Annotated in this window: 22 protein-coding genes and 1 pseudogene; 11 read left to right on the top strand and 12 right to left on the bottom strand. The window is 66.3% G+C overall.

The features are described from left to right. Positions 1-95 precede the first annotated feature (95 nt). Positions 96-722 (top strand): DUF47 domain-containing protein, encoded by a 627-nt coding sequence (locus OHZ10_RS10005; RefSeq protein ID WP_034188683.1) that lies wholly within the window; start codon positions 96-98, stop codon positions 720-722. 10 nt (positions 723-732) lie between these two features. Then, positions 733-1,743, top strand: a complete 1,011-nt coding sequence (locus tag OHZ10_RS10000; protein WP_059233970.1) for an inorganic phosphate transporter — start codon at positions 733-735, stop codon at positions 1,741-1,743. A gap of 144 nt (positions 1,744-1,887) precedes the next feature. Here the strand turns inward: OHZ10_RS10000 and OHZ10_RS09995 are convergent, their stop codons facing one another. Together OHZ10_RS09995 and OHZ10_RS09990 are read right to left on the bottom strand one after the other, a co-directional pair. After that, positions 1,888-2,982, bottom strand: a complete 1,095-nt coding sequence (locus OHZ10_RS09995; RefSeq protein WP_342702286.1) for a C40 family peptidase — start codon at positions 2,980-2,982, stop codon at positions 1,888-1,890. A 237-nt stretch (positions 2,983-3,219) separates the two neighbouring features. After that, positions 3,220-5,016, bottom strand: coding sequence for a PhoH family protein (locus OHZ10_RS09990; RefSeq protein ID WP_059233972.1), 1,797 nt, complete (start codon positions 5,014-5,016; stop codon positions 3,220-3,222). Here OHZ10_RS09990 and OHZ10_RS09985 point away from each other — a divergent pair. After that, positions 4,912-5,165, top strand: a pseudogene (locus OHZ10_RS09985) (hypothetical protein); the annotation flags it as partial. The gene OHZ10_RS09990 and the pseudogene OHZ10_RS09985 overlap by 105 nt on opposite strands. A gap of 185 nt (positions 5,166-5,350) precedes the next feature. On the opposite strand, the gene OHZ10_RS09980 reads toward OHZ10_RS09985, so the two are convergent. The 9 genes from OHZ10_RS09980 to OHZ10_RS09940 form a co-directional block, all read right to left on the bottom strand. Then, complete coding sequence (locus OHZ10_RS09980; protein WP_034207483.1) at positions 5,351-5,812, bottom strand: peroxiredoxin; 462 nt, start codon at positions 5,810-5,812, stop codon at positions 5,351-5,353. A 108-nt stretch (positions 5,813-5,920) separates the two neighbouring features. Then, complete coding sequence (locus tag OHZ10_RS09975; protein ID WP_256084972.1) at positions 5,921-6,817, bottom strand: polysaccharide deacetylase family protein; 897 nt, start codon at positions 6,815-6,817, stop codon at positions 5,921-5,923. A gap of 13 nt (positions 6,818-6,830) precedes the next feature. Next, positions 6,831-7,886 (bottom strand): bifunctional UDP-4-keto-pentose/UDP-xylose synthase, encoded by a 1,056-nt coding sequence (locus OHZ10_RS09970; RefSeq protein WP_059233974.1) that lies wholly within the window; start codon positions 7,884-7,886, stop codon positions 6,831-6,833. Further along, a complete protein-coding gene (locus OHZ10_RS09965; protein ID WP_059233975.1) occupies positions 7,883-8,830 on the bottom strand; it encodes a formyltransferase in 948 nt (315 codons plus the stop codon). The genes OHZ10_RS09970 and OHZ10_RS09965 overlap by 4 nt, the downstream gene beginning before the upstream one ends. Then, positions 8,827-9,864 (bottom strand): glycosyltransferase, encoded by a 1,038-nt coding sequence (locus tag OHZ10_RS09960; protein ID WP_174994139.1) that lies wholly within the window; start codon positions 9,862-9,864, stop codon positions 8,827-8,829. The genes OHZ10_RS09965 and OHZ10_RS09960 overlap by 4 nt, the downstream gene beginning before the upstream one ends. Positions 9,865-9,870: 6 nt before the next feature. Continuing rightward, positions 9,871-11,022 carry a DegT/DnrJ/EryC1/StrS family aminotransferase gene (locus tag OHZ10_RS09955; RefSeq protein ID WP_059233977.1) on the bottom strand — a complete coding sequence of 384 codons (1,152 nt, stop codon included), beginning with the start codon at positions 11,020-11,022 and terminating at the stop codon, positions 9,871-9,873. 130 nt (positions 11,023-11,152) lie between these two features. Beyond that, the gene (locus tag OHZ10_RS09950; RefSeq protein WP_059233978.1) at positions 11,153-11,524 is read right to left on the bottom strand and encodes an SMR family transporter; all 372 of its coding nucleotides are present in this window, start codon (positions 11,522-11,524) and stop codon (positions 11,153-11,155) included. Positions 11,525-11,537: 13 nt separating this feature from the next. Then, a complete protein-coding gene (locus OHZ10_RS09945; protein WP_174994138.1) occupies positions 11,538-13,214 on the bottom strand; it encodes a glycosyltransferase family 39 protein in 1,677 nt (558 codons plus the stop codon). 124 nt (positions 13,215-13,338) lie between these two features. Further along, positions 13,339-13,713 carry an Mth938-like domain-containing protein gene (locus tag OHZ10_RS09940; RefSeq protein WP_012328660.1) on the bottom strand — a complete coding sequence of 125 codons (375 nt, stop codon included), beginning with the start codon at positions 13,711-13,713 and terminating at the stop codon, positions 13,339-13,341. A gap of 316 nt (positions 13,714-14,029) precedes the next feature. Between OHZ10_RS09940 and OHZ10_RS09935 the strand changes: the two genes are divergently transcribed. The 6 genes from OHZ10_RS09935 (at position 14,030) to OHZ10_RS09910 (ending at position 20,411) form a co-directional block, all read left to right on the top strand. Then, positions 14,030-15,268, top strand: coding sequence for a pyridoxal phosphate-dependent aminotransferase (locus OHZ10_RS09935; protein ID WP_059233980.1), 1,239 nt, complete (start codon positions 14,030-14,032; stop codon positions 15,266-15,268). Positions 15,269-15,321: 53 nt separating this feature from the next. Then, entirely contained in the window at positions 15,322-16,650 is a 1,329-nt protein-coding gene (locus OHZ10_RS09930; protein WP_059233981.1) for a homoserine dehydrogenase, read from the top strand. A gap of 14 nt (positions 16,651-16,664) precedes the next feature. Next, a complete protein-coding gene (gene thrC / locus OHZ10_RS09925; RefSeq protein WP_059233982.1) occupies positions 16,665-18,116 on the top strand; it encodes a threonine synthase in 1,452 nt (483 codons plus the stop codon). 234 nt (positions 18,117-18,350) lie between these two features. Then, complete coding sequence (gene glp / locus OHZ10_RS09920) at positions 18,351-19,598, top strand: gephyrin-like molybdotransferase Glp (protein WP_256084969.1); 1,248 nt, start codon at positions 18,351-18,353, stop codon at positions 19,596-19,598. 19 nt (positions 19,599-19,617) lie between these two features. Then, positions 19,618-19,875: a molybdopterin converting factor subunit 1 gene (moaD, locus tag OHZ10_RS09915; protein ID WP_012328655.1), complete on the top strand. Its 258-nt coding sequence runs from the start codon at positions 19,618-19,620 to the stop codon at positions 19,873-19,875. Positions 19,876-19,934: 59 nt separating this feature from the next. After that, positions 19,935-20,411, top strand: coding sequence for a molybdenum cofactor biosynthesis protein MoaE (locus tag OHZ10_RS09910; RefSeq protein WP_174994136.1), 477 nt, complete (start codon positions 19,935-19,937; stop codon positions 20,409-20,411). A gap of 75 nt (positions 20,412-20,486) precedes the next feature. Here OHZ10_RS09910 and OHZ10_RS09905 read toward each other — a convergent pair whose 3' ends face one another. Continuing rightward, the gene (locus tag OHZ10_RS09905) at positions 20,487-21,047 is read right to left on the bottom strand and encodes a group III truncated hemoglobin (RefSeq protein WP_059233983.1); all 561 of its coding nucleotides are present in this window, start codon (positions 21,045-21,047) and stop codon (positions 20,487-20,489) included. Between the two features lie 251 nt (positions 21,048-21,298). Here OHZ10_RS09905 and OHZ10_RS09900 point away from each other — a divergent pair, with 251 nt between their 5' ends. Both OHZ10_RS09900 and clpB read left to right on the top strand, forming a co-directional pair. Next, complete coding sequence (locus OHZ10_RS09900) at positions 21,299-21,817, top strand: Rrf2 family transcriptional regulator (RefSeq protein ID WP_059233984.1); 519 nt, start codon at positions 21,299-21,301, stop codon at positions 21,815-21,817. A 157-nt stretch (positions 21,818-21,974) separates the two neighbouring features. Next, positions 21,975-24,572: an ATP-dependent chaperone ClpB gene (gene clpB, locus OHZ10_RS09895; RefSeq protein ID WP_059233985.1), complete on the top strand. Its 2,598-nt coding sequence runs from the start codon at positions 21,975-21,977 to the stop codon at positions 24,570-24,572. The last annotated feature ends 22 nt before the right edge of the window (positions 24,573-24,594 follow it).

Here is a 24,594-nt window from a genome sequence, read left to right as displayed (position 1 = left end):
CCGGCGCGCGCATGTGCGCGCGTCGCGTCACGACCGAAACCGGTACAATGTCGCCCGTTTTCGTGACAGTAGTTTGACAATCTCTCAGGAATCCCATGTTCGGTCGATTCATGCCCACCGAGGGCAAGTTCTTTGAACTCTTCAACGCGCACGCGAAGCACATCGTTTCCGGTGGCCGCGAGCTCGAACTGCTGATCGACAATCTCGCCGACGCCGAGATTCACAAGCAAAACGTGCAGACCGCCGAGAAGGCCGCCGACAAGCTCACGCACGAGGCGATCGATCTGCTGCACAAGACTTTCATCACGCCGCTCGATCGCGACGAGATCCACAAGCTGATCACGACGATGGACGACATCCTCGACCTGATGGAAGACGTCGCAACGGCCGTGTCGCTGTACGACGTGCGCTCCGTCACGTCCGAGGCGAGCCAGCTCGCGCATATCGTCACGCAGTCGGCCCAGCATGTGCAGCAGGCGGTCGGGTTGCTGTCCGACATGAAGCAGTCGGCACAGATCCTCAAGCAGTGCGAGGAGATCGACCGCTGGGAGTCGGAGGCCGATCGCGTGCTGCGCGCAGCGATGTCGAAGCTGTTCCGCGAGGAAGACGACGTGAAGACGCTCATCAAGCTGAAGGCGATCTACGAGTTGCTCGAAGAGATCACCGACAAGTGCGAGGACGTCGCGAACATCATCGAAGGCATCGTGCTGGAAAACGCCTGAGCGGACCACGATGCATTCGATACAACTCGCCCTATGGATGGTCGCGACGCTGGTGCTCGTCGCGCTCGTATTCGACTTCATGAACGGCTTTCACGACGCGGCGAACTCGATCGCCACCGTCGTGTCGACCGGGGTGCTGAAACCCCAGCAGGCCGTCGTGTTCGCGGCCGCGTTCAACGTGATCGCGTACTTCATCTTCCACCTGAAAGTCGCGCAGACCGTCGGTAAAGGCACGATCGATCCCGAGATCGTCGACCACTACGTCATCTTCGGCGCGCTGGTCGGTGCGATCGGCTGGAACGTGATCACCTGGTACTACGGGATTCCGTCGAGCTCGTCGCACGCGCTGATCGGCGGCCTCGTCGGCGCGGCGCTCGCGAAGTCGGGCTGGAGCTCGCTGAACATCGACGGGCTGCTGAAGACGGTCGCGTTCATCTTCATCTCGCCGCTGCTCGGCTTCATCCTCGGTTCGCTGTTCATGCTCGGGGTGTCGTGGCTGTACTTCCGTACCGCGCCCAGCAAGGTCGACCGGCGTTTCCGCCGGCTGCAGCTGCTGTCGGCCGGCCTGTACAGTCTCGGCCACGGCGGCAACGACGCGCAAAAGACGATCGGCATCATCTGGATGCTGCTGATCGCGAGCGGCTACGCATCGGCCACCGCCGATGCGCCGCCTGCGTGGGTGATCGGCGCGTGCTACCTGTCGATGGGTCTCGGCACGCTGTTCGGCGGCTGGCGCATCGTGCGCACGATGGGCCAGAAGATCACGAAGCTCAAGCCGGTCGGCGGGTTCTGCGCGGAAAGCGGCGGGGCGATCACGCTGTTCATCGCGTCGTTCCTGGGCATTCCGGTGTCGACCACGCATACGATCACCGGCGCGATCGTCGGTGTCGGCGCGACGCAGAAGCTGTCGGCCGTGCGTTGGGGCGTGGCCGGCAACATCGTGTGGGCGTGGGTGCTGACGCTGCCCGCAGCCGCGCTGTTCGCGGCCGGCGGATGGTGGCTCGGTCACCAGATCTTCTGATCGTCCGCAGCCAGATCGACCTGAAATGCGCCGCAAGCCGAAAGGCTGCGGCGCATTTTCTTTTGGGGCGGGGATGGGCGACGGAACGGGCGGGGCGGCGGCAGATGCCGCCAACGTGAATTACCGTCGGGGGCGGGCAACCGGTCAGTAACTTCCGTTCGCGAATCGCGCAATCGGATCGTCTGCGGTGCTGGTACGCGGGCTGACGGGCGCCGATTGCGTTGACGCACGCAATACCTGCACGGGGGCCGGCTCGATACTGCGCGGAGATGCGGACGCAGTGGCGGGCGGCGGTTCGGCATCGAATGCGGCGGCCTGGGCGGCCGTCAGCGCCGTCGTCGGAATCTGCGTGCCGGACTCCGCCGACGCGGTCGGTGCTGAATTGGCCGTCATCGCGCTCATGCCGTCATTCACCGACGTCGCCTGTTGCCGGGCGGCCTGCATGCGCGTCGGCGGCGGTTCGTACGGATCGGCGGCCGGGGCCGCAGGTGCAACCGCAGCGGTCGTCACAATCGGCGCGGCCGGGGCCACCGGAGCAGGCGCGGGCGCCTGCGTCACTCGCGCTTGCGGCGAAGCATAGGCGGGCGGCCGCGACGCAGCGGCCGTCACGACCACCGGAGCCGGCGCAGCCGCCGGCGGGTTGCGGGGCTCGTCGCGTTTCGCCTCGTAGGTCGGCGCATCGAACGGCGTCGGTGCCGTGCGCGGCGGCGCGACACGGCGAATGCCGTCGAAACGCTTGGCCCAGTACGGGTTCGTCAGGTAGTCGAGCCGCACGGTGCCGCCCGTCGACGGCGCGTTGACGAAGCGCAGCTTGCCGACATAGATGCCGACGTGCGAATGCGGCCGCCCGGTCGTATTGAAGAAAATCAGGTCGCCGGGGGCGATCTCGTCGGGTTCGACCGACACGCCGCGGCCGCTCATGTCGGCGGTCGTGCGCGGCAGGTTCACGTCGGCCGCGCGGCCGATCACGTAGCGCACGAGCCCGCTGCAGTCGAAGCCGCTCGTCGGCGTGTTGCCGCCCCAGCGATACGGGACACCGACGAGGCTCATCGCCTGGATCGAGATTTCTTCCTGGCCGACGCTGTGATCGACGAATTTCGGGAAATTGGCGGGCGCGGGGAACGCGCGCGGCGTCGTGATCTTCATGCCCGACGCGGGACGCGATGCCGACTGCGGCGGCACGCTGGAGCAGGCCGCAAGCAGGGAGACGACGGCAACGGGAACCCAGATTCGAAGCATGGCAAGGCGGGCGAGCGCGGCGCGCTCGCGAATCGTATGACAACAGACAGACCCGATGGTAGACGCTCCGGCGGGGCTTAAGCAACCATTCTTGAGAATTTACTTGAAGTTTCGCGCGTAAACTGCGTTGTTGCGTGACGAAGCGTTACTTTTGTCTTCGACCCCAAATAAAAACGGCGCTCCGGAAACGGAGCGCCGTGTGGCGTCGACAGCCGGCCGACGGGCCGGCTTGCGGTGTTACAGGATGTCCGACGCGTAGTCGGCGAGCCGCGAACGTTCGCCGCGCGCGAGCGTCACGTGGCCGCTGTGGCCCCAGCCCTTGAAGCGGTCGACGACGTAGGTCAGGCCCGAGCTGCCTTCGGTCAGGTAAGGCGTGTCGATCTGCGCGATGTTGCCGAGGCACACGATCTTCGTGCCGGGGCCCGCGCGCGTGACGAGCGTCTTCATCTGCTTCGGCGTCAGGTTCTGCGCTTCGTCGATGATCAGGTACTTGTCGACGAACGTGCGGCCGCGCATGAAGTTCATGCTCTTCACCTTCAGGCGCGAACGGATCAGCTCCTGCGTTGCAGCCCGGCCCCATTCACCGGCAGCGTCGTCGGTCTTCTGCAGCACTTCGAGGTTGTCGTCGAATGCACCCATCCACGGCTGCATCTTCTCTTCCTCGGTACCGGGCAGGAAACCGATGTCCTCGCCGACGGGCACGGTCGCGCGCGTCACGATGATCTCGTTGTAGCGCTTGTCGTCGAGCACCTGCGCGAGGCCGGCCGCGAGCGCGACGAGCGTCTTGCCGGTGCCGGCCTGGCCGAGCAGCGTGACGAAGTCGATCTCGGGGTTCATCAGCAGGTTCAGCGCGAAGTTCTGCTCGCGGTTGCGCGCCGTGATGCCCCACACGTTGTTCTTGTGGTGGCTGTAGTCGCGCAGCGTCTGCAGCAACGCCGTCTTGCCGTTCAGCTCGCGGACGATCGCATGGAACGTCGGCTCGCCGTTCTGCGGCTCGAGATAGACGAACTCGTTGACGAGCATCGACGCGACGAGCGGGCCCGTCACGCGGTAATACGTGGTGCCCGTCTTCGTGTCCTGCCAGCTCTCCATGCCCTTCGCATGCTTGGTCCAGAAGTCCTGCGGCAGTTCGCGCACGCCGGTGTAGAGGAGATCCGAATCCTCGAGCACCTGGTCGTTGAAGTAGTCTTCCGCGGGCAGGCCGAGCGCATGCGCCTTGATCCGCATGTTGATGTCTTTCGACACCAGCACGACCTGACGGTCGGGCCGGTCGCGCTGCAGCGCGCGCACGACACCGAGGATCTGGTTGTCGGCCTTGCCTTCGGGCAGGCCCTCGACCGGCGCGATGTCGGCGAGCTTCGTCTGGAAGTACAGGCGGCCGAGCGCCTCGCGGCTGCCGAGGCGCGACAGCGGAATGCCGTCCGAGATCGGGCCGCCGTCGGCGACGAGCGCGTCGAGCGTGCGGCTGACCTGGCGTGCGTTGCGCGCGACTTCCGACATCCCCTTCTTGTGATTGTCGAGTTCCTCGAGCGTCATCATCGGCAGATAGACGTCGTGTTCCTCGAAGCGGAAGAGGCTGCTCGGGTCGTGCATCAGCACGTTGGTGTCGAGCACGAACAGTTTCTGCAGTTCGGCTTCGGCGGGCTTGCGGCTGCGCGACTTCGTCGCGGCGCCGGCGTCGCGCGCGGGCGCCGCGGCCGGTTTGCCGGCGGCCGGCTTGTCGTTGCGTGCGACGACGGGCGCCGCGGGTTCGACGGGCGCGGGCATCGGCTGCAACAGGGCGGCTGTCTGTCTGGTCTTGCGGCCGCGTGCGGGTGCGGCGTCAGGCGCCGAAGACGCGACGGCACGCAGCGGCGCGGCCGTGTTCGCGGCTTCGATCATCGGTTGGGCCACGCTGGCCGGACCATAGTCACCGGCTGTGGATGCGTCCCCTTCGGCGGATTTCTTCGCGGCTTTCGCGGGCCGCGCTTTCGCCTTGTATTCGTCGGGCGGCAGCAGGCTGCCGAGCTTGCTGGGGGGGGTAGGCAAAGGCATGGTGTCCCTCGGGAGGAATCGTGTCGCATGGCGTGCGCCGCTGATCGCATCCTGCGTGACGTAGACGCATGCAGTTTGCGCGCGGTGGCGCACAGGAAGTTCGTCTAGCCGGTTCGCCTAAGTGTCGATCAGCTCCTCGATGCGGTTAGGGCCGGACCGGGAGGGCCGGCGCGCAATCCATAAAAAAAGCCGCTGCCCCGTCGACAGGGACATGCGGCTCGGCTGGTACCGTCGTGATGCGCGTCAGGTGCCGGGAAGCATCGCAACGGGCACCGGCGCAGCTACGAGAAATATGGGGCGAACTGGCATTCATTGCGGCCCAATATAACGCGCCTCAAAGCGCTTGTACAGCCTTTAGCACGTCGTCCACGTGACCCGGCACCTTGATGCCGCGCCATGCCTGACGGAGCACGCCGTCGGCGTCGATCAGGAACGTCGAGCGCTCGATTCCGCGCACTTCCTTGCCATACATTTTCTTCATCTTGATGACATCGAACAGCGCGCACAGCGCTTCGTCGGCATCGGAAATCAGCGGGAACGGCAGTTCGAGCTTTGCCTTGAAATTGTCATGCGAGCGCAGGCTGTCGCGCGATACGCCGATGACTTCCGCACCGGCTTTCTTGAACTTCGGATAGAGATCGCGGAACTGCAGCCCTTCGGTCGTGCAGCCCGGCGTGTTGTCCTTCGGATAGAAGTACAGGACGAGCTTCTTGCCTTTCAGGTCGGACAGCGAAATGTCGCCGCCCGTGGCCGGTGCGGTGAAATCGGGAACTTGACGGTCAACTTCGACAGACACGTGTTTCTCCTGTTGTTATGGAAAGGCGCCGCTACGGCGGCGCGGTGCGGCAGGGCGTCGCGGCAGCGCGTGGCAACGGCGCTGCGGGCGACGCCGGCTCGCGCGAACTCAGTCGGGCTGGACGATCAGTTCGCCGGAGCGGCCGGGGATTTCGCCCCACGTGACAGGGTACGATGGCAGCGAGTCGCGGTCCAGCGTCGCGTGGTAGTCACCCATCGTCGCAAACGTGTGGCCTTGCGCACGCCAGCCGGCGAGCAGTTGCTCGAACACGGGCGCGAGCTTCTGGCCTTCCAGTTCCGCATGCAGCGTGAACACCTGGTCGTGCGGATTGGTTTCGGTGAACTTGAGGATATGTGCGGCGACGTTGTGCGTGTCGACGCCGTCGATGCCGAGCACTTCGTCGAGCGTCGGCAGCGTGGTCGGCATCTGCACGTGCGACAGCGTGCGGCCGCCGACGACGGGCAGGTACGGCGAATGGCCGCGCCCGTCGGATGCATAGCGCATCCCCCATGCGTCGATCTGCTCGAACGCGGCATCGTTCATCTGCCAGCCAGCCGCGCCGTGCGTGACGGGCGGCGCGCCGAAGATCTCGATGAAGCGCGCGTGACTCTTCTGCATTTCACGCGCGGTCCAGTCGCGATCGCGCCCGCGGACGTTGTCCTGCCAGTACACGTGATCCCACGTGTGGATCCCGCATTCGAAGCCGGCTTCGTGAATCGCGCGCATGTCGGCGATCGCACGGCGGCCGATGTCGGGGCCCGGCAGCAGCACGCCGTACATCAGCTGCTTCAGGCCGTAGTGCTCGACCACCGACGTGCGCGACACCTTCTTCAGGAAGCCCGGGCGGAACACGCGCCGCAGCGCCCAGCCCGTGTGATCGGGCCCGAGGCTGAAGAGGAAGGTCGCGCGCGCACTGAAGCGGTCGAAGATGCGCGCGAGGTTCGGCACGCCTTCGCGCGTGCCGCGCAGCGTGTCGACGTCGATCTTGAGGACGATACGAGCCAAGCGAACGTCCCGGTCAGCCTTGCTGTTCGACGAGCGCGCGCGCGTCGGCGACGTGGCCGCGGTACGCTTCGAAGATGTTGCGCAGCGCGTCGTCGAACGTCGCCTGCGGCGCCCAGCCAAGCTCCTGCATCGTGTTGTCGATCTTCGGCACGCGGTTCTGCACGTCCTGGTAGCCGTTGCCGTAGTAGGCGCCGGACGTCGTTTCGACGAGCTTCACCTGCTTGGCCGAATCGGCGTACTCGGGGTATTCCGCGGCCAGTTCGAGCATCTTGTGCGCGAGTTCGCGAACCGAGAAGTTGTTCTTCGGATTCCCGATGTTGTAGATCTTGCCCGACGCGACGCCGTCCTTGTTCTCGATGATCTTCATCAGCGCGCTGATGCCGTCGCCGATGTCGGTGAACGCGCGCTTCTGCGAGCCGCCGTCGACGAGGCTGATGTTCTCGCCGCGCACGATGTGGCCGAGGAACTGCGTGACCACGCGCGAGCTGCCTTCCTTCGGCGTGTAGATCGAGTCGAGGCCCGGGCCGATCCAGTTGAACGGACGGAACAGCGTGAAGTTCAGGCCTTCCATCCCGTAACCCCAGATCACGCGGTCCATCAGCTGCTTCGAGCACGCGTAGATCCAGCGCGGCTTGTTGATCGGGCCGTAGGTGAGGGCCGATGCGTCCGGATCGAACTGCTCGTCCGAGCACATGCCGTAGACCTCGGAGGTCGACGGGAACACGAGGTGCTTGCCGTACTTGACTGCCGAACGCACGATCGGCAGGTTCGCCTCGAAGTCGAGTTCGAACACGCGCAGCGGCTGCTGGACGTAGGTGGCGGGCGTCGCGATCGCGACGAGCGGCAGGATCACGTCGCACTTCTTCACGTGATACTCGACCCACTCCTTGTTGATCGTGATGTCGCCTTCGAAGAAATGCATCCGCTCGTGGTTGACGAGGTCGCCAAGCCGATCGGTCTGCATGTCCATGCCGAACACTTCCCAATCGGTGGTTTCAAGAATGCGCTTCGACAGGTGATGGCCGATGAAGCCGTTCACACCCAGGATCAGGACTTTTTTTGCTTTCATGAATGACGGGAAGAATGAATGAACTGCGCGAATTCCGCGGGCGTCACGACGGTTTCGCTGCCGTCGCGCTGCTGCCACAGCTCGAGAATGGATAGGGCGCGGCTGTCGCCGCAGACGCCGAATAGCGCATTATCGCTTACGTGCAGGCCGGGCGGCAAATCTGCCGCGGCGGCCGCCGCCGCGCTGCCGGGCGCCGCGAGGCGCGCGCGCGCGATCACGAAGCGCGCGCCTTCGACGTCGGTGAACGCGCCCGGATACGGGGGCGCGACCGCGCGCACCAGGTTGTAGACCTGCGCGGCCGGCTTCGACCAGTCGACGCGGCCGTCTTCGGGCTTGCGCCCACCGTAGTAGCTGCCGGTCGACAGATCGTTCGGCAGATGCGGCGCCTCGCCCGCGAGCAACGCGGGCAGCGCGCGCCAGAGCGTCTGCTCGGCGGCTACCGTGACCTTGTCGAACACCTGCGTGGCCGTGTCGTCCGGCAGGATCGGCACCGCGGTCTGGCCGACGATCGCGCCCGCGTCGGGCTTTGCGGCCATCTCGTGCAGCGTCGCGCCGGTTTCGGTCTCGCCGTTCAGCACGGCCCAGTTGGTCGGTACCCGACCCCGGTATTTCGGCAGCAGCGAACCGTGCATGTTGTACGCGCCGCGCGGCGCGATCGCGAGCAGGTCCACCGGCAGCATGTGACGGTAGTAGAACGAGAAGATGAAATCGGGCTGCGCATCCGACACCGCGCGGCGCAGTGCCGGATCAGCGGGATCGGCCGGCGTGAGCACCGGAATGCCGTGCTCGGCCGCGACGGACGCGACGCTGCCGAACCAGATGTTCTCGTTCGGGTTGTCCTCGTGCGTGACGACGAGCGCGACGTCGACGCCGCGTGCGAGCAGCACCTGCAGGCACCGCACGCCGACGTTGTGATACGCGAAGACGACCGCGCGCGGCTTCATTGCGCGGCTCCCGGGTGCTTCGCGGCGGCCGGAACCGCCGGCACGCCGTCGTGCTGTTCGAGCACGGCCTGGATCAGGTAGCGCGGACGGGCGCGCACCTGCTGGTAGATGCGGCCGACGTACTCGCCGAGCAGGCCGAGCGCGAAGATGATCACGCCGAGCAGGAAGAACGTGATCGCGAACAGCGTGAACACGCCTTGCACTTCCGCGCCGACGATGAAGCGGCGCACCAGCAGCAGCACGAACAGCGCGGCGGAGCCGAGCGACAGGATCACGCCGATGAACGACAGCCACTGCAGCGGCACGACCGAGAAGCCGGTCACGAGGTCGAAGTTCAGCCGGATCAGGCTGTACAGCGAATACTTCGATTCGCCCGCGAAGCGTTCCTCGTGCGCGACCTCGATTTCGGTCGGCTTCTGCGCGAACGTGTACGCAAGTGCGGGGATGAACGTGTTGACTTCGCCGCACACGTTGATCGTGTCGATGATGCGGCGGCTGTATGCGCGCAGCATGCAGCCCTGGTCGGTCATCTTGATGCGCGTGATGCGCTCGCGCAGCCGGTTCATCATCTGCGACGCCTTGCGCCGCCACAGGCTGTCCTGGCGCTGCTTGCGGATCGAGCCGACGTAGTCGTAGCCCTCGCGCATCTTCGTGATCAGTTTGCCGATTTCCTCGGGCGGGTTCTGCAGGTCGGCGTCGAGCGTGATGACGATCTCGCCGCGCGACTGCGCGAAGCCCGCGAGGATGGCCATGTGCTGGCCGTAGTTGCCGTTGAGCAGCACGATGCGCGTCGTGTCGGGCCGTACGTGGAACTGATCGGCGAGCATGGCGGCCGAGCGGTCGCGGCTGCCGTCGTTGATCAGGATCACTTCGTATGACGTGTCGAGTGCGTCGAGCGCCGGATACAGCCGCGCGAACAGCGCGGCGAGGCCGTCTTCCTCGTTGTACACGGGGATGATGACCGATACTTCGGGCCGGCCGGCGTCCAGGTGCCCGGCGCCCGGATGCCCGGCGCGTGCTTCAAGGTGACTCATGTACGCTTATTTTCCGTATTGTTCGCAAATCTGATTGATGGCGTCGACCACGCGACGCACGTCGTCTTCCGTCATCTGCGTGAACAGCGGCAGCGTGACGGTCGACGCGCCGTACCGTTCGGCGTGGGGGAACATGCCCTCCTTGAAGCCGCGCGCACGGTACAGCGTGAAAAGATGGATCGCCGGGTAGTGGATGCCCGTGCCGATGCCGCGTTCCTTGAGCTGCGCCATGAATTCGGCGCGCGTGATCGTCAGCCGCTCGAGCGGCAGCGTGATCAGGAACATGTGCCAGTTGCTGTTCTCGAAGTCGGCAACCGGCAGGCCGACGCCGAGCTTCACGGCCGCGCTGCCGTCGAACGCGTCGAAATACGCGCGGGCGAGCACGCGGCGCTGTGCGGTGAAGCGGTCGATGTGCGGCAACTGGCCGAGGCCGACGCGGGCGGCGACGTCGGTCAGGTTGTACTTGCCGCCGAGCACGTCGCAGTCCATCCCGTCGAAGCCGGTGCGCGTGATGCCTTGCAGCCGGTACTTCTGCGCGAGCGTTGCCTCGTCCTCGTTGTTCAGCACGAGCGCGCCGCCTTCGATCGTCGTCAGGTTCTTGTTCGCGTGGAAGCTGAACGACACGATGTCGCCGATCGCGCCGATGCGCTTGCCGTTCCATGTCGAGCCGAACGCTTGCGCGGCGTCTTCGATCACGCGCAGCTTGTGCGCGCGCGCGATCGCGTACAGGCGGTCCATGTCGACCGGCAGGCCGGACAGGAACACCGGGATGATCGCCTTCGTGCGCGGCGTGATCGCCTGCTCGAGCTTGTCGAGATCGATGTTGCGCGTGACGGGATCGATGTCGGCGAACACGGGCGTCGCGCCCGTTTCGATGATCACGTTGCTGGTCGAGACCCACGACGCCGGCGTCGTGATCACCTCGTCGCCGGCGCCGACGCCCGCGATGCGCAGGCCGATCTCGAGCGTGCAGGTGCCCGAATTGAACACGCGGACCGGACGGCCGCCGCAGTACTCGGACAGCGCTGCTTCAAACTTCTGGCTCTGCGGGCCGGTGGTGATCCAGCCCGAGCGCAGCACGTCGACGACGCCCTGGATGGTTTCCTCGTCGATTTCCGGTCGGGTGAACGGCAGAAACGGAGCGGTTGTCTGGCTCATGAACGCGTTGGCCTGTAATGGCGTGTAATAAAAGGGTCGGGCGATCCCGCCCGAAACCGGCATTAAACACCGGTTGGCGGATTCGTACCGTGATTTTTTGTAGGCGGACGCTTAACGCCGCGGGGCGTGCTCAGCTGCGCGCGAGCACGAGCACGCCGATCAGGATGATGCCGATGCCGATGAGCCGCTGGACCGACAGCACCTCGCCGAACAGGTACCAGGCCGCGAACGCGTTGACGACGTAGCCGAGCGACAGCATCGGGTACGCGATCGACACGTCGACCCGCGACAACCCGAGAATCCAGACGACGACGCTCAGCACGTAGCAGCCGAGGCCGCCGATGATCGGCAGCTGGGTCGCGATCTTCAGCCCGACCGGGAGGATGTTCGCACGGCTGAATTCGAAGTGCCCAACGGCGTTGACGCCGGCTTTCAGCAGAAGTTGCGCAACGGCGTTGAGCATCACGCCGGTGACGATGCAGACGAGTGAAACGGGATTCATGCGATGGGCGTCCTTACGATTGCGGTTTCTCGACGATCACGCGGCGGTTGTCGCGCGCGATCACGCGCATCGGCACGCCTTCCTTGACCAGCGCGTCGTACTGGCCGGGCGGCATGATCGCGAGCGCATGGGTTTCCTGCTTCCAGCGCGTGATCCATTCGCCGACGGTCGGAATCCACTTGTTCGGCTCCATCGAGATCCCGAACGCGAGCTCGTCCTGGCGCTGGACCATGATCGTCGTGTGGCCCATATAGAACGGGAACGTGTGGTCGAGCATCTCGATCGAGTAGAACGGCGTGTCGGACGGCAGTTTCGCCAGTTCGGCGCGCACGGCAGGCGCGAGCAGCGCGCCCGAGCTGTAGCGGCCGAACTCGTCGTGCCCGGTGCCGCCGATCGTGCCGAACGCGAGCCACGCGGCGCCGAACGCGGCGATCGCGGCGGCCACGCCGGTGCGGCGGTTCAGCCACGCGGCTGCGAGCGTCAGCGCGGCCGAGACCGCGAGGCCCGCGTACAGCCACATCTGGAACGCGCGGTACAGCGCGTTCGGCGTGCGGGCATCGCCCAGGTACGCGAGGAAGATGATCCCGAACGCCGCGGCGACGAAGAACACGAGGTAGCCGAGCAGGTGGCGGCGGAACCGGTCGGCCGACATCAGCGGCAGGTACGCGCCGATGATCAGCGCGAGCGCCGGCGCGACCGGCAGCACGTACGAGATCAGCTTCGAATGCGACGTGCTGAAGAACAGGAAGATGAATGCGCTCCAGATCAGCAGCACGAGCATCGGCGAGAAGCCGTTCGGCTGGCGCGGCATCCGCAGCGCGTGGCGGATGCTCTGCCACGCGACCGACAGCCACGGCAGGAAGCCGACCAGCAGCACCGGCACGAAGTAGTACAGCGGGCCCGGGCGGTTCTGTTCCGGGGTCAGGTACCGGCGGAACTGCTGGACGATGAAGAAGAAGTTGAAGAATTCGGGGTTGCGCTGCTGGACGAGCACGAACCACGGCGTGACGATCGCGAAGAAGATCACGAGGCCGCTCACCAGGTACAGGCGCTTCCACAGCGCCCAGTCGCGCGCGATCAGCGTATAGAGCACGAGCACGGCGCCGGGCAGGATCAGGCCGACGAGGCCCTTGGACAGCACCGCGAACGCCATCGCGGCCCAGCACGCCCACATCCAGCCGCGCGTCGCGGCCGGGCGCAGCCCGGGCCGCTGCGCGAGCAGCAGCGAGCAGAGCGACAGCGCCATCCAGAACGCGAGCCCCATGTCGAGCGCGTTGAAGTGCCCCATCAGGTTCCAGTACGGCGAGCTCGCGAGCACGACGGCCGCGAGGAAGCCCGACAGCGGATTGAACAGGCGCGCGCCGGTGTAGCCGACGAGCAGCACGCCGGCGAAGCTCGCGACGGCCGTGTAGAGGCGCGCCTGCCATTCGCCGATGCCGAACCACGCGAACGTGAGCGCATTCAGCCAGGTCTGCAGCGGCGGCTTCTCGAAGTACTTGTAGCCGTTGTAGCGCGGCGTGATCCAGTCGCCGGTGACGAACATCTCACGCGCCATTTCCGCGTAGCGGCCTTCGTCGCTCGGGATCAGGTGGCGCAGCCCGAGCGGCGCGAACCAGACGATCGCGAGCGCGACGAGCAGGAGGACGAGCGTGATGCGATTGAGCGGTAGCCTCGACGGCGTATCGTTCATGGATTTTCAGCCTGTTGGTTGTTGTGACGGGCCGCCGGCGGGTGGCGCCGGAGGCGGGCGGCCTCGCCGGGCCGATCGGAGGGATCGACCCGCTGCGCCGGCCCGAGTTTTACCGCATCGGGGATTAACGTTCAATTAAGAGCGCGGCGGCAACTTTGCGGCCCTCGGCCATCAGAATGTTGTAGGTGCGGCAGGCCGCCTGGAAATCCATCGTCTCGACGCCGATCCGCTTCGCCGTGAGCGCCGCGACGAGCCGCGGGTGCGGGAAGCGTAGCCGCGCGCCGCTGCCGAAGATCACGAGTTCGGGCGTCGGGTCGAGCAGCATCGCGAAATGCTCGGGCGCGAGCGCGTCGAACGACGACACGGGCCATGCCTGGACCGGCGCGCCGGGCAGCACGATGACGCTCGTTTCATGGCGTTCGAGATTGACGTCGACGTAATCGGGGCCGTAGCCGGTGACGGTGTTGAGCGCGCCGCTCGTGTCCTGGTGCAGTTTCAAATCGGTATTCCGCGGTTCCGTAGGGGAATGGTTCGCAGGGCCGCAGCGGCCCGGGGGGCCGGTTTCACGCGCCTGGCCACACGGGGGCGCCTGACGGCGCGGGCCCGGCGCGGCTATGGTGCATTGCGAAAGTCGGCCAAAATCCGCTAAATTATAACTTTTTGGTCGCCCCCGGGCGCCACTTGCGTCGTGCGTCGCCACAAGCCGCGTCCGACCGCCCGCTTTTTCCAGTCTAGACAGCGCGCACAGACCGGCCGCTTTCCAGTTTTGATCCCGTCCCCCCCGGCCGCAAGGCCAACCCAGGAACCGTGTCGTCGTGAAACCGATTCAGAAGTCGAACAAGCTGCTCAACGTCTGCTACGACATCCGTGGCCCGGTGCTCGAGCACGCGAAGCGCCTCGAGGAAGAAGGCCACCGCATCATCAAGCTGAACATCGGCAACCTCGCGCCGTTCGGTTTTGACGCGCCGGACGAGATCATCCAGGACATGATCCGCAACCTGCCGGCGTCGTCCGGCTATTCGGATTCGAAGGGCGTGTTCTCGGCGCGCAAGGCCGTGATGCACTACACGCAGGAAAAGGGCGTCGTGGGCGTCGGCCTCGACGACATCTACATCGGCAACGGCGCGTCCGAGCTCATCGTGATGGCGACCCAGGCGCTGCTGAACGACGGCGACGAAGTGCTGCTGCCCGCGCCCGACTACCCGCTGTGGACGGCGGCGGTGAGCCTGTCGGGCGGCACGCCCGTGCACTACGTGTGCGACGAGCAGAACGCGTGGATGCCGGATCTCGACGACATCCGCAGCAAGATCACGCCGAACACGAAGGCGATCGTCGTGATCAACCCGAACAACCCGACGGGCGCGCTTTATTCCGACGAATTGCTGCTCGAGCTGCTCGAGATCGCGCGCCAGCACGGGCTGATCGTGTTTGCCGACGAGGTCTACGACAAGATCGTCTACGACGGCCTCGAGCACACGGCGATGGGGGCGCTGTCGGAGGATGTGATCACCGTCACGTTCAACAGCCTGTCGAAGAGCTATCGCTCGTGCGGCTATCGCGCGGGCTGGATGGCCGTATCGGGCCTCGGCGGCGACAACCGCCGGCGCGCGAAGGATTACCTCGAGGGGCTCGGCATCCTGTCGTCGATGCGCCTGTGCGCGAACGTGCCCGGGCAGTTCGCGATCCAGACGGCGCTCGGCGGCTACCAGAGCATCAACGAGCTGATCGTGCCGAGCGGGCGCCTGTACAAGCAGCGCGAGCTTGCGTACGACATGCTGACGTCGATCCCGGGCGTGACCTGCGTGAAGCCGCAGGCCGCGCTGTACATGTTCCCGCGCCTCGACCCGAAGCTTTACCCGATCCAGAACGACCAGCAGTTCATTCTCGACCTGTTGCTCGAGGAGCGCGTGCTGCTGGTGCAGGGCACGGGGTTCAACTGGGCGACGCCGGACCACTTCCGCGTGGTCTTCCTGCCGAACCTCGACGACCTGACCGATTCGATCAACCGGATTGCACGCTTCCTCGACGGCTACCGCAAGCGCCATTCGGTGTGAGCGGGCAAGGCCACACGGAATTCACTACTTCTTACTCATCGATCACACGCAGCATGGAACCGATCAAAGTTGGCCTGTTGGGCTTCGGCACTGTGGGCAGCGGCACCTTCACGGTGCTGCGCCGCAACCAGGAAGAAATCAAGCGACGCGCGGGGCGCGGCATCGAGGTGGCGCGCATTGCCGTGCGCAACCCGGCCAAGGCGCAGGCTGCGCTCGGCGGTGATGCCGCCGTCGCGCAGATCACCGACGACTTCAACGCCGTCGTCGACGATCCGTCGATCGCGATCGTCGCCGAGATGATCGGCGGCACGGGCATCGCGCGCGAGCTCGTGCTGCGCGCGATCGCGAACGGCAAGCACGTCGTGACGGCAAACAAGGCGCTGCTCGCGGTGCACGGCACCGAGATTTTCGAGGCCGCGCGCGAAAAGGGCGTGATGGTTGCGTTCGAAGCGGCCGTCGCCGGCGGCATCCCGATCATCAAGGCGCTGCGCGAAGGCCTGACCGCGAACCGCATCCAGTACATCGCGGGCATCATCAACGGCACGACCAACTACATCCTGTCGGAAATGCGCGATCGCGGGCTCGACTTCGCGACCGCGCTGAAGGCCGCGCAGGAGCTTGGGTACGCGGAAGCCGACCCGACCTTCGACATCGAAGGCGTCGACGCCGCGCACAAGGCGACGATCATGAGCGCGATCGCGTTCGGCGTGCCGGTGCAGTTCGACCGTGCGTACGTCGAAGGCATCAGCAAGCTCGATGCGACCGACATCCGCTACGCGGAAGAGCTCGGCTACCGGATCAAGCTGCTCGGCATCACGCGCCGCGCCGAAAACGGCATCGAGCTGCGCGTGCACCCGACGCTGATCCCGGAAAAACGCCTGCTCGCGAACGTCGAAGGCGCGATGAACGCCGTCGTCGTGCACGGCGATGCGGTCGGCACGACGCTGTACTACGGCAAGGGCGCGGGCGCTGAGCCGACCGCATCGGCCGTGGTCGCGGATCTCGTCGACGTCACGCGCCTGCATACGGCCGACCCGGAGCATCGCGTGCCGCATCTCGCGTTCCAGCCGGACAGCCTGTCGAACACGCCGATCTTGCCGATCGAGGAAGTGACGAGCGGCTACTACCTGCGCCTGCGCGTCGCCGACCAGACCGGCGTGCTGGCCGACATCACGCGCATCCTCGCCGCATCGGGCATCTCGATCGACGCGCTGCTGCAGAAGGAGTCGGAGCAGGTCGACGACGCGAACGGCGAAACCGACATCATCCTGATCACGCACGAAACGGTCGAGAAGAACGTCAATGCGGCGATCGCGCAAATCGAGAGCCTCGCGACGGTCGTGTCGAAGGTGACGAAGCTGCGCATGGAAGCGCTGAACTGAGGACGGAAGGCGACATGAACTACATCTCCACGCGCGGCGCCGGCATCGGCGAGCGCCATACGTTCTCCGACATCCTGCTCGGCGGCCTCGCGAAGGACGGCGGGCTCTACCTGCCGGCCGAATACCCGAAGGTGTCCGCCGACGAGCTCGCCCGCTGGCGCGCGCTGTCGTACGCGGATCTCGCGTTCGAGATCCTGTCGAAGTTCTGCGACGACGTGCCGGCCGACGACCTGCGCGCGATCACGCGCCGCACGTATACGGCCGACGTGTACAGCAACACCCGCCACGGCGAGAACGCGTCCGACATCACGCCGCTGAAGACGCTCGGCACCGAGAACGGTGCGGCGCTGTCGCTGCTCGAACTGTCGAACGGCCCGACGCTCGCGTTCAAGGACATGGCGATGCAGCTGCTCGGCAACCTGTTCGAGTACACGCTCGCGAAGCACGGTGAAGCGCTGAACATCCTCGGGGCGACGTCGGGCGACACGGGTAGCGCGGCCGAGTACGCGATGCGCGGCAAGGCCGGCGTGCGCGTGTTCATGCTGTCGCCGCACAAGAAGATGAGCGCGTTCCAGACGGCACAGATGTTCAGCCTGCAGGATCCGAACATCTTCAACCTCGCGGTCGAAGGCGTGTTCGACGATTGCCAGGACATCGTGAAGGCCGTCTCGAACGATCACGCGTTCAAGGCGCAGCAGAAGATCGGCACGGTCAACTCGATCAACTGGGCACGCGTCGTCGCACAGGTCGTGTACTACTTCAAGGGCTACTTCGCAGCGACGCAGTCCAACGACGAGCGCGTGTCGTTCACGGTGCCGTCGGGCAACTTCGGCAACGTCTGCGCGGGCCACATCGCGCGGATGATGGGGCTGCCGATCGCGAAGCTCGTGGTCGCGACCAACGAGAACGACGTGCTCGACGAGTTCTTCCGTACGGGCGCGTATCGCGTGCGCAGCGCCGAGAACACGTATCACACCAGCAGCCCGAGCATGGACATCTCGAAGGCGTCGAACTTCGAGCGCTTCGTGTTCGACCTGCTCGGCCGCGATCCGGCGCGCGTGATGCAGCTGTTCCGCGATGTCGAGGAGAAGGGCGGTTTCGATCTCGCGGCGAGCGGCGATTTTGCGCGCGTCGCCGAGTTTGGCTTCGTGTCGGGCCGCAGCGGCCACACCGACCGGATCGCGACGATCCGCGACGTGTTCTCGCGCTACGACACGATGATCGATACGCACACGGCCGACGGCGTGAAGGTCGCACGCGAACATCTGGACGCAGGCGTGCCGATGGTCGTGCTCGAGACGGCTCAGCCGATCAAGTTCGGCGAGACGATCCGCGAAGCGCTCGATCGCGAGGCCGAGCGGCCGGCCGCATTCGACGGGCTCGAGGCGCTGCCGCAGCGCTTCGAGGTCGTGAAGGCCGACGCGCAGCAGGTGAAGGACTTCATCGTCGCCCACACGGGCGCATGACGCACGGCCGGGCCCGCGGGCCCGGCGGCGCAGGACGGCCGGAATGCCGATTCGTCGAACGGATCGGGGTTCCGGCCGTTTCGTTTGGCGCCCGGGCATTGCCTGTCGCGCGAAACAAGTGCCAGACCCGCACGTTCGCGCCGATCACAGTTTTCGCATGTCCGCCATATCGCGCGCCCGTGCGGCGGCGTCGCTACAATGACGTATTGACTCCAACGATCCCCGATGCCATCGATGTCGAACCCGAATCCCGCGGCGCCGCGCGCGCCGATGCTGTCGACCGCCGAGGCGCTCGCCGCGCTGCTCGATGCCGCGAAGCCGCTGCCCGGCGCGGAAACCGTCGCCACGCTCGATGCGCTCGGCCGCGTGCTGGCAGCCGACGTGAGCTCGCCGCTCGACGTGCCGCCGATGCATACCAGCGCGATGGACGGCTATGCGGTGCGCGTCGCCGACCTGCTGCACGGCGATCGGCGGTTGCCGGTGTCGCAGCGCATTCCGGCCGGTCATCCGGCTCAAGCGCTCGCGGCCGGCACGGCCGCGCGGATCTTCACCGGTGCGACGGTGCCGCCCGGCGCGGACGCGGTGGTGATGCAGGAGCAGGCGTCGGCCGACGGCGACGCGGTCGAGATCCTGCACACGCCGAAGGCCGGCGAGTGGATCACCGCGCAGGGCGCCGACATCCGGCAAGGGTCGGTGATCCTGCCGGCCGGCACGCGGCTCACGCCGCAGGCGCTCGGCCTGGCCGCATCGGTCGGCTGCGCGCAGCTGTCGGTTGCGCGGCGGATTCGCGTCGCGGTGTTCTTCACCGGCGACGAACTGACGATGCCCGGCGAGCCGCTGAAGCCCGGCGCGATCTACAACTCGAACCGTTTCACGCTGCGTGGGCTGCTGGAGCGGCTCGGCTGCCACGTGACCGACTACGGGATCGTGCCCGATTCGCTTGCCGCGACACGCGACACGCTGCGCGAGGCCGCGCGCGATCACGACGTGATCCTGACGAGCGGCGGTGTATCGGTCGGAGAAGAGGATCACGTGAAGCCGGCCGTCGAGTCCGAAGGGCGGCTCGCGCTGTGGCAGATCGCGATGAAGCCCGGCAAGCCGCTCGCGTACGGCGCGGTGCGCCGCGGCGACGCGCGCGCCGATGCGCACTTCATCGGGCTGCCCGGCAACCCCGTTTCGAGCTTCGTCACGTTCCTGCTGTTCGTGCGGCCGTTCCTGCTGCGCCTGTCCGGCGTGCGCGACGTCGCGCCGCGCGCGCTGTCGCTGCGGGCGGACTTCTCGCAGAGCAAGGGCGACCGGCGCAACGAATTCCTGCGTGCGCGGGTCAACGCGGCGGGCGGCCTCGACCTGTTCCCGAACCAGAGCTCGGCGGTGCTGACGTCGACGGTCTGGGGCGACGGCCTGATCGACAATCCGCCACAGCACGCGATCAGCGCGGGCGAGACCGTGCGTTTCATTCCGTTTTCCGAACTGCTGTCGTAACGCGACGGCTTCCCGAACCATGAAGATTCAGCTGAAATTTTTTGCAAGCGTGCGCGAGGCACTGGGCGTCGCCGACGAAGAGGCAAACGTGCCGGACAGCGTGACGACCGTCGGCGACGTGCGCGCATGGCTGCGCGTGCGCGGCGGCGCGTGGGCCGAGACGCTCGCCGAAGGGCGCGCGCTGCGCATGGCGTGCAACCACGAGATGACCGATCCCGACACGCGGCTCACCGAAGGCTGCGAGGTCGCGTTCTTTCCGCCGGTGACGGGCGGTTGAGCTTTGCATGGGATCCGAGCAAGCGCTCAAGCGCTCACTCTGGTCGACAGGGGCAGATGATGGCAACAGTACGAGTCCAGGCCGGCGATTTCGATCTGAACGCCGAAGTCGCGGCATTGCGCGCGCGCAACCCGAAGATCGGCGCGGTGGCGTGCTTCGTCGGCACGGTGCGCGACCTGAACGAAGGCGATTCGGTCGCCGCGATGGAGCTCGAGCACTATCCGGGGATGACCGAGAAGGCGCTCGAGAAGATTGCGGCCGAGGCCGGCCGGCGCTGGCCGGGCATCGACGTCGCGATCGTGCATCGCGTCGGCAAGCTGCTGCCGCTCGACCAGATCGTGATGGTCGCGACGGTCGCGTCGCACCGCGGCGATGCGTTCGCGTCGTGCGAGTTCGTGATGGACTATCTGAAGACCGAAGCGCCGTTCTGGAAGAAGGAAACGACGCCGGACGGCGAGCGCTGGGTCGATGCGCGCAGTACCGACGACGCTGCGCTCGCGCGCTGGGGCGTCGAGTCGGGCAACACGCCGCGCTGAGCGCGGCATCCGGGCAGGCGGTGCGGCCATGTGCCGCAGGTGGCGTTGCCGCCGGGCGTCGCGTATCGCCGTCGGTTACGCGTCCGGATCGATGCTGCGCCCGATGATCTTCGTCGGAAACGGTTCGCCGCGGGCGCGCGACGGCGGCGCGTGCGGATCGTCCCCCGCGTCGCGGCGGCGCGGCGCGATCGCGTCGAGCAGCGCCTGCTGCTCGGGCGGAATCTGATAGTCCCAGCCGAACCGGCTCAACTGCAGGCTCTGCGCGATCCGCAGTGCGGGCTCCATGAAGCGGATCGCCGCGGGCGGCGCGTAGCGCGTCTCGACGGTCTTCAGGAACAGCGCCAGCCAGCGGCTGAAATGGGCCGGCTCGATCCCGTCGAGCGGCTGATGCGCCTGCTGCACGTTGCCGCGATACCCCTTGGTGCCGAGCACGAGGCTCGACCAGAACGTCACCATCTTCGGCAGGTGGTCGTCCCAGCGGCCGGCCAGCTTCGCGTCGAACACGGGCCCCAGTAGCGGATCGGCGCGCACGCGATCGTAGAACGCGTAGACGAGTTCGCGGATGTTGTCTTCGGTCGGCTCGGCGTCGCGAGGGCGCGCCGGTGCGGTTTCGGGCGAGGCAGGCAGGGCAGTCATGGCAAAAAGGGCGGGTAGATCGGGGCGGCGACGGGCGGTAGCGTGGTGATCGGGGAGGACGCCGGTCGGATTTTGACGCAGAATAGCGTCCAATACCCCCTGAAAAACGTGTAACTGTCACGCATCTTATTGCGCGCACGCGATCCCGGCAACCCGGGGTGGCGGAACGGGGCCGTCAGCCGGCCCTGCGCGCATCGCGGTCGGCCCGGTTCACGTTATCGGGGCACGATCGATCATTTCCGTATTCGCCCATGAGACTCACTGACTACACCGACTATTCGCTGCGCGTGATGCTGTACCTTGCCGTGCGCGGCGAGGGGCTCGCGACGATCCAGGAGATCTCGGATGCCTACGGTATCTCGAAGAACCATCTGATGAAAGTCGTGCAGCAGCTCGGCGAGCTGGGATGGGTCGACACTGTGCGCGGCCGCAATGGCGGGCTGCGGCTGTTCCCCGAATCGCTGCAACTGACGGTCGGCGAGGTCGTGCGTGCGACCGAGAACGACTTTGCGCTGGTCGGCTGCTTTTCGGCTGACGGCAGCGACTCGCGCGGCTGCGTGATCGAGCCGCAGTGCCGGCTGAAGGGCGTGCTGGCGGCCGCGCGCGATGCCTTTTTCGCCGAACTCGATCGTCACACGCTCGGCGAACTGGCCGAGCCCGCGTCGCCGCTCGTGGCGCTGCTCGGCATCCGTCCGGTCGCGCTCGTGCGTGCCGCAACGTCGCCGGACGAAGCGCCGGCAGTCGCCGAACCGCCGTCCAAGACGCACTGACACGCGGGAGCCGCGCCCCGCGCGCCGACCGCGGCCCGTCCCCGGGCCACTTCCAGTCTATCCAGCAATTTTTGCGCTGAATCAACCCGAATTTCGCTTGAAAGCCGCATAACCATCCTCATCTTGGTGTTAATCGAAAATTGGAGGTCTCGACTAAATGAGAATCGACAAGCTCACCACCAAGTTCCAGGAAGCACTCGCGGACGCGCAAAGCCTCGCGGCAGGCCGCGACAATCAATACATCGAACCCGTTCACGTCCTCGCGGCGCTGGTCGCGCAGCACGACGGTTCCGCCCGCTCGCTGATGTCGCGCGCGGGTGTTCACGTGCAGGCGCTGCAAGGCGCGCTGAACGAAGCCATTTCGCGCCTGCCGCAAGTGACGGGCACGGGCGGCGACATCCAGATCGGCCGTGAACTGGCCGGGCTGCTGAATCAGGCCGACAAGGAAGCGCAGAAGCTCAACGACACGTTCATCGCGAGCGAAATGTTCCTGCTCGCCGCGTCCGACGACAAGGGCGAGGCCGGCAAGCTCGCGCGTCAGCACGGCCTCACGCGCAAGGCGCTCGAAGCCGCGATCGCCGCGGTGCGCGGCGGCTCGCAGGTGCACAGCCAGGACGCGGAAAGCCAGCGCGAAGCGCTGAAGAAATACACGGTCGACCTGACCGAGCGCGCCCGTGCGGGCAAGCTCGACCCGGTGATCGGCCGCGACGACGAAATCCGCCGCTCGATCCAGATCCTGCAGCGCCGCACGAAGAACAACCCGGTGCTGATCGGCGAGCCGGGCGTCGGCAAGACCGCGATCGTCGAAGGGCTCGCGCAACGGATCGTCAACGGCGAGGTGCCGGAGACGCTGAAGGGCAAGCGCGTGCTGTCGCTCGACATGGCCGCGCTGCTCGCCGGTGCGAAGTACCGCGGCGAATTCGAGGAGCGCCTGAAGGCGGTGCTCAGCGACATCGCGAAGGACGAAGGCCAGACGATCGTCTTCATCGACGAAATCCACACGATGGTCGGCGCGGGCAAGGCCGAAGGCGCGATGGATGCGGGCAACATGCTGAAGCCGGCGCTGTCGCGCGGCGAGCTGCACTGTATCGGCGCGACCACGCTCGACGAATACCGCAAGTACATCGAGAAGGACGCCGCGCTCGAGCGCCGCTTCCAGAAGGTGCTCGTCGACGAGCCGAGCGTCGAGGCGACGATCGCGATCCTGCGCGGGCTGCAGGAGAAGTACGAACTGCACCACGGCGTCGACATCACCGATCCGGCGATCGTCGCCGCGGCCGAGCTGTCGCACCGCTACATCACCGACCGCTTCCTGCCCGACAAGGCCATCGACCTGATCGACGAAGCCGCTTCGAAGATCAAGATGGAAATCGATTCGAAGCCCGAAGAGATGGACAAGCTCGACCGTCGTCTGATCCAGCTGAAGATCGAGCGCGAAGCCGTGAAGAAGGAGCAGGACGAAGCGTCGCAGAAGCGCCTGCAGCTGATCGAGGAAGAGATCGATCGCCTTGGCCGCGAGTATGCGGACCTGGAAGAGATCTGGACCGCCGAGAAGGCCGCGGTGCAGGGCAGCGCCCAGCTCAAGGAAGAGATCGAGAAGGTGCGTGCGGACATCGCGCGGCTGCAGCGTGACGGCAAGCTGGAGAAGGTTGCCGAGCTGCAGTACGGCAAGCTGCCGCAGCTCGAGGCGCAGCTGAAGCAGGTCACGCAGGCCGAAGAGCAGGAGCAGCACAACCCGACGCGTCCGCGCCTGTTGCGCACGCAGGTCGGCGCCGAGGAAATCGCGGAAGTCGTGTCGCGTTCGACGGGGATTCCCGTGTCGCGGATGATGCAGGGCGAGCGCGAGAAGCTGTTGCACATCGAGGAAAAGCTGCACGAGCGCGTGGTCGGCCAGCATGAGGCGATCAGCGCGGTGGCCGATGCGATCCGCCGTTCGCGCGCGGGTCTCGCGGATCCGAACCGTCCGTACGGTTCGTTCCTGTTCCTCGGTCCGACGGGGGTCGGCAAGACCGAGCTGTGCAAGGCGCTGGCGTCGTTCCTGTTCGACTCGGAAGAGCACCTGATCCGCATCGACATGAGCGAGTTCATGGAGAAGCACAGCGTCGCGCGGCTGATCGGCGCGCCGCCGGGCTATGTCGGCTACGAGGAAGGCGGCTACCTGACGGAAGCCGTGCGCCGCAAGCCGTACAGCGTGATCCTGCTCGACGAGATCGAAAAGGCGCATCCGGACGTGTTCAACGTGCTGCTGCAGGTGCTCGACGACGGCCGCATGACGGACGGGCAGGGGCGCACGGTCGACTTCAAGAACACGGTCATCGTGATGACGTCGAACCTCGGCTCGCAGGTGATTCAGGCGATGACGGGTGCGCCGCAGGAAGAGATCAAGGACGCGGTGTGGCTCGAGGTGAAGCAGCATTTCCGCCCCGAGTTCCTGAACCGGATCGACGACGTCGTCGTGTTCCATGCGCTCGACCGCAGCAACATCCAGTCGATCGCGAAGATCCAGCTGGCGCGCCTGCACGATCGGCTCGCGAAGCTCGACATGGCGCTCGACGTGTCGGAAGCGGCGCTCGAACAGATCGGGAAGGTCGGCTACGATCCGCTGTTCGGTGCGCGGCCGCTGAAGCGCGCGATCCAGCAGGAGATCGAGAACCCGGTCGCGAAGCTGATCCTCGCGGGCCGCTTCGGTCCGAAGGACGTGATTCCGGTCGACGTCCACGACGGCAAGTTCGTGTTCGACCGCGTCGTGCACTGATCGCCTGCCAGCGGCTGCGTGC

It is taken from the genome of Burkholderia arboris (assembly GCF_038723655.1).
Classification (GTDB): domain Bacteria; phylum Pseudomonadota; class Gammaproteobacteria; order Burkholderiales; family Burkholderiaceae; genus Burkholderia; species Burkholderia arboris.
The sequence above is the reverse complement of the archived record's forward strand: the minus strand, read 5'-3'. Positions and strand labels throughout refer to the sequence as shown.

What these genes read in the sequence shown, in the direction of transcription:
- OHZ10_RS10005 (WP_034188683.1), top strand. Translation starts at nt 96, where the DNA reads ATGTTCGGTCGATTCATGCCCACCGAGGGCAAGTTCTTTGAACTCTTC.
- OHZ10_RS10000 (WP_059233970.1), top strand. Translation starts at nt 733, where the DNA reads ATGCATTCGATACAACTCGCCCTATGGATGGTCGCGACGCTGGTGCTC.
- OHZ10_RS09995 (WP_342702286.1), bottom strand. Translation starts at nt 2,982, where the DNA reads ATGCTTCGAATCTGGGTTCCCGTTGCCGTCGTCTCCCTGCTTGCGGCC.
- OHZ10_RS09990 (WP_059233972.1), bottom strand. Translation starts at nt 5,016, where the DNA reads ATGCCTTTGCCTACCCCCCCCAGCAAGCTCGGCAGCCTGCTGCCGCCC.
- OHZ10_RS09970 (WP_059233974.1), bottom strand. Translation starts at nt 7,886, where the DNA reads ATGAAAGCAAAAAAAGTCCTGATCCTGGGTGTGAACGGCTTCATCGGC.
- OHZ10_RS09965 (WP_059233975.1), bottom strand. Translation starts at nt 8,830, where the DNA reads ATGAAGCCGCGCGCGGTCGTCTTCGCGTATCACAACGTCGGCGTGCGG.
- OHZ10_RS09960 (WP_174994139.1), bottom strand. Translation starts at nt 9,864, where the DNA reads ATGAGTCACCTTGAAGCACGCGCCGGGCATCCGGGCGCCGGGCACCTG.
- OHZ10_RS09955 (WP_059233977.1), bottom strand. Translation starts at nt 11,022, where the DNA reads ATGAGCCAGACAACCGCTCCGTTTCTGCCGTTCACCCGACCGGAAATC.
- OHZ10_RS09950 (WP_059233978.1), bottom strand. Translation starts at nt 11,524, where the DNA reads ATGAATCCCGTTTCACTCGTCTGCATCGTCACCGGCGTGATGCTCAAC.
- OHZ10_RS09945 (WP_174994138.1), bottom strand. Translation starts at nt 13,214, where the DNA reads ATGAACGATACGCCGTCGAGGCTACCGCTCAATCGCATCACGCTCGTC.
- OHZ10_RS09930 (WP_059233981.1), top strand. Translation starts at nt 15,322, where the DNA reads ATGGAACCGATCAAAGTTGGCCTGTTGGGCTTCGGCACTGTGGGCAGC.
- thrC (WP_059233982.1), top strand. Translation starts at nt 16,665, where the DNA reads ATGAACTACATCTCCACGCGCGGCGCCGGCATCGGCGAGCGCCATACG.
- glp (WP_256084969.1), top strand. Translation starts at nt 18,351, where the DNA reads ATGTCGAACCCGAATCCCGCGGCGCCGCGCGCGCCGATGCTGTCGACC.
- moaD (WP_012328655.1), top strand. Translation starts at nt 19,618, where the DNA reads ATGAAGATTCAGCTGAAATTTTTTGCAAGCGTGCGCGAGGCACTGGGC.
- OHZ10_RS09910 (WP_174994136.1), top strand. Translation starts at nt 19,935, where the DNA reads ATGGCAACAGTACGAGTCCAGGCCGGCGATTTCGATCTGAACGCCGAA.
- OHZ10_RS09905 (WP_059233983.1), bottom strand. Translation starts at nt 21,047, where the DNA reads ATGACTGCCCTGCCTGCCTCGCCCGAAACCGCACCGGCGCGCCCTCGC.
- OHZ10_RS09900 (WP_059233984.1), top strand. Translation starts at nt 21,299, where the DNA reads ATGAGACTCACTGACTACACCGACTATTCGCTGCGCGTGATGCTGTAC.
- clpB (WP_059233985.1), top strand. Translation starts at nt 21,975, where the DNA reads ATGAGAATCGACAAGCTCACCACCAAGTTCCAGGAAGCACTCGCGGAC.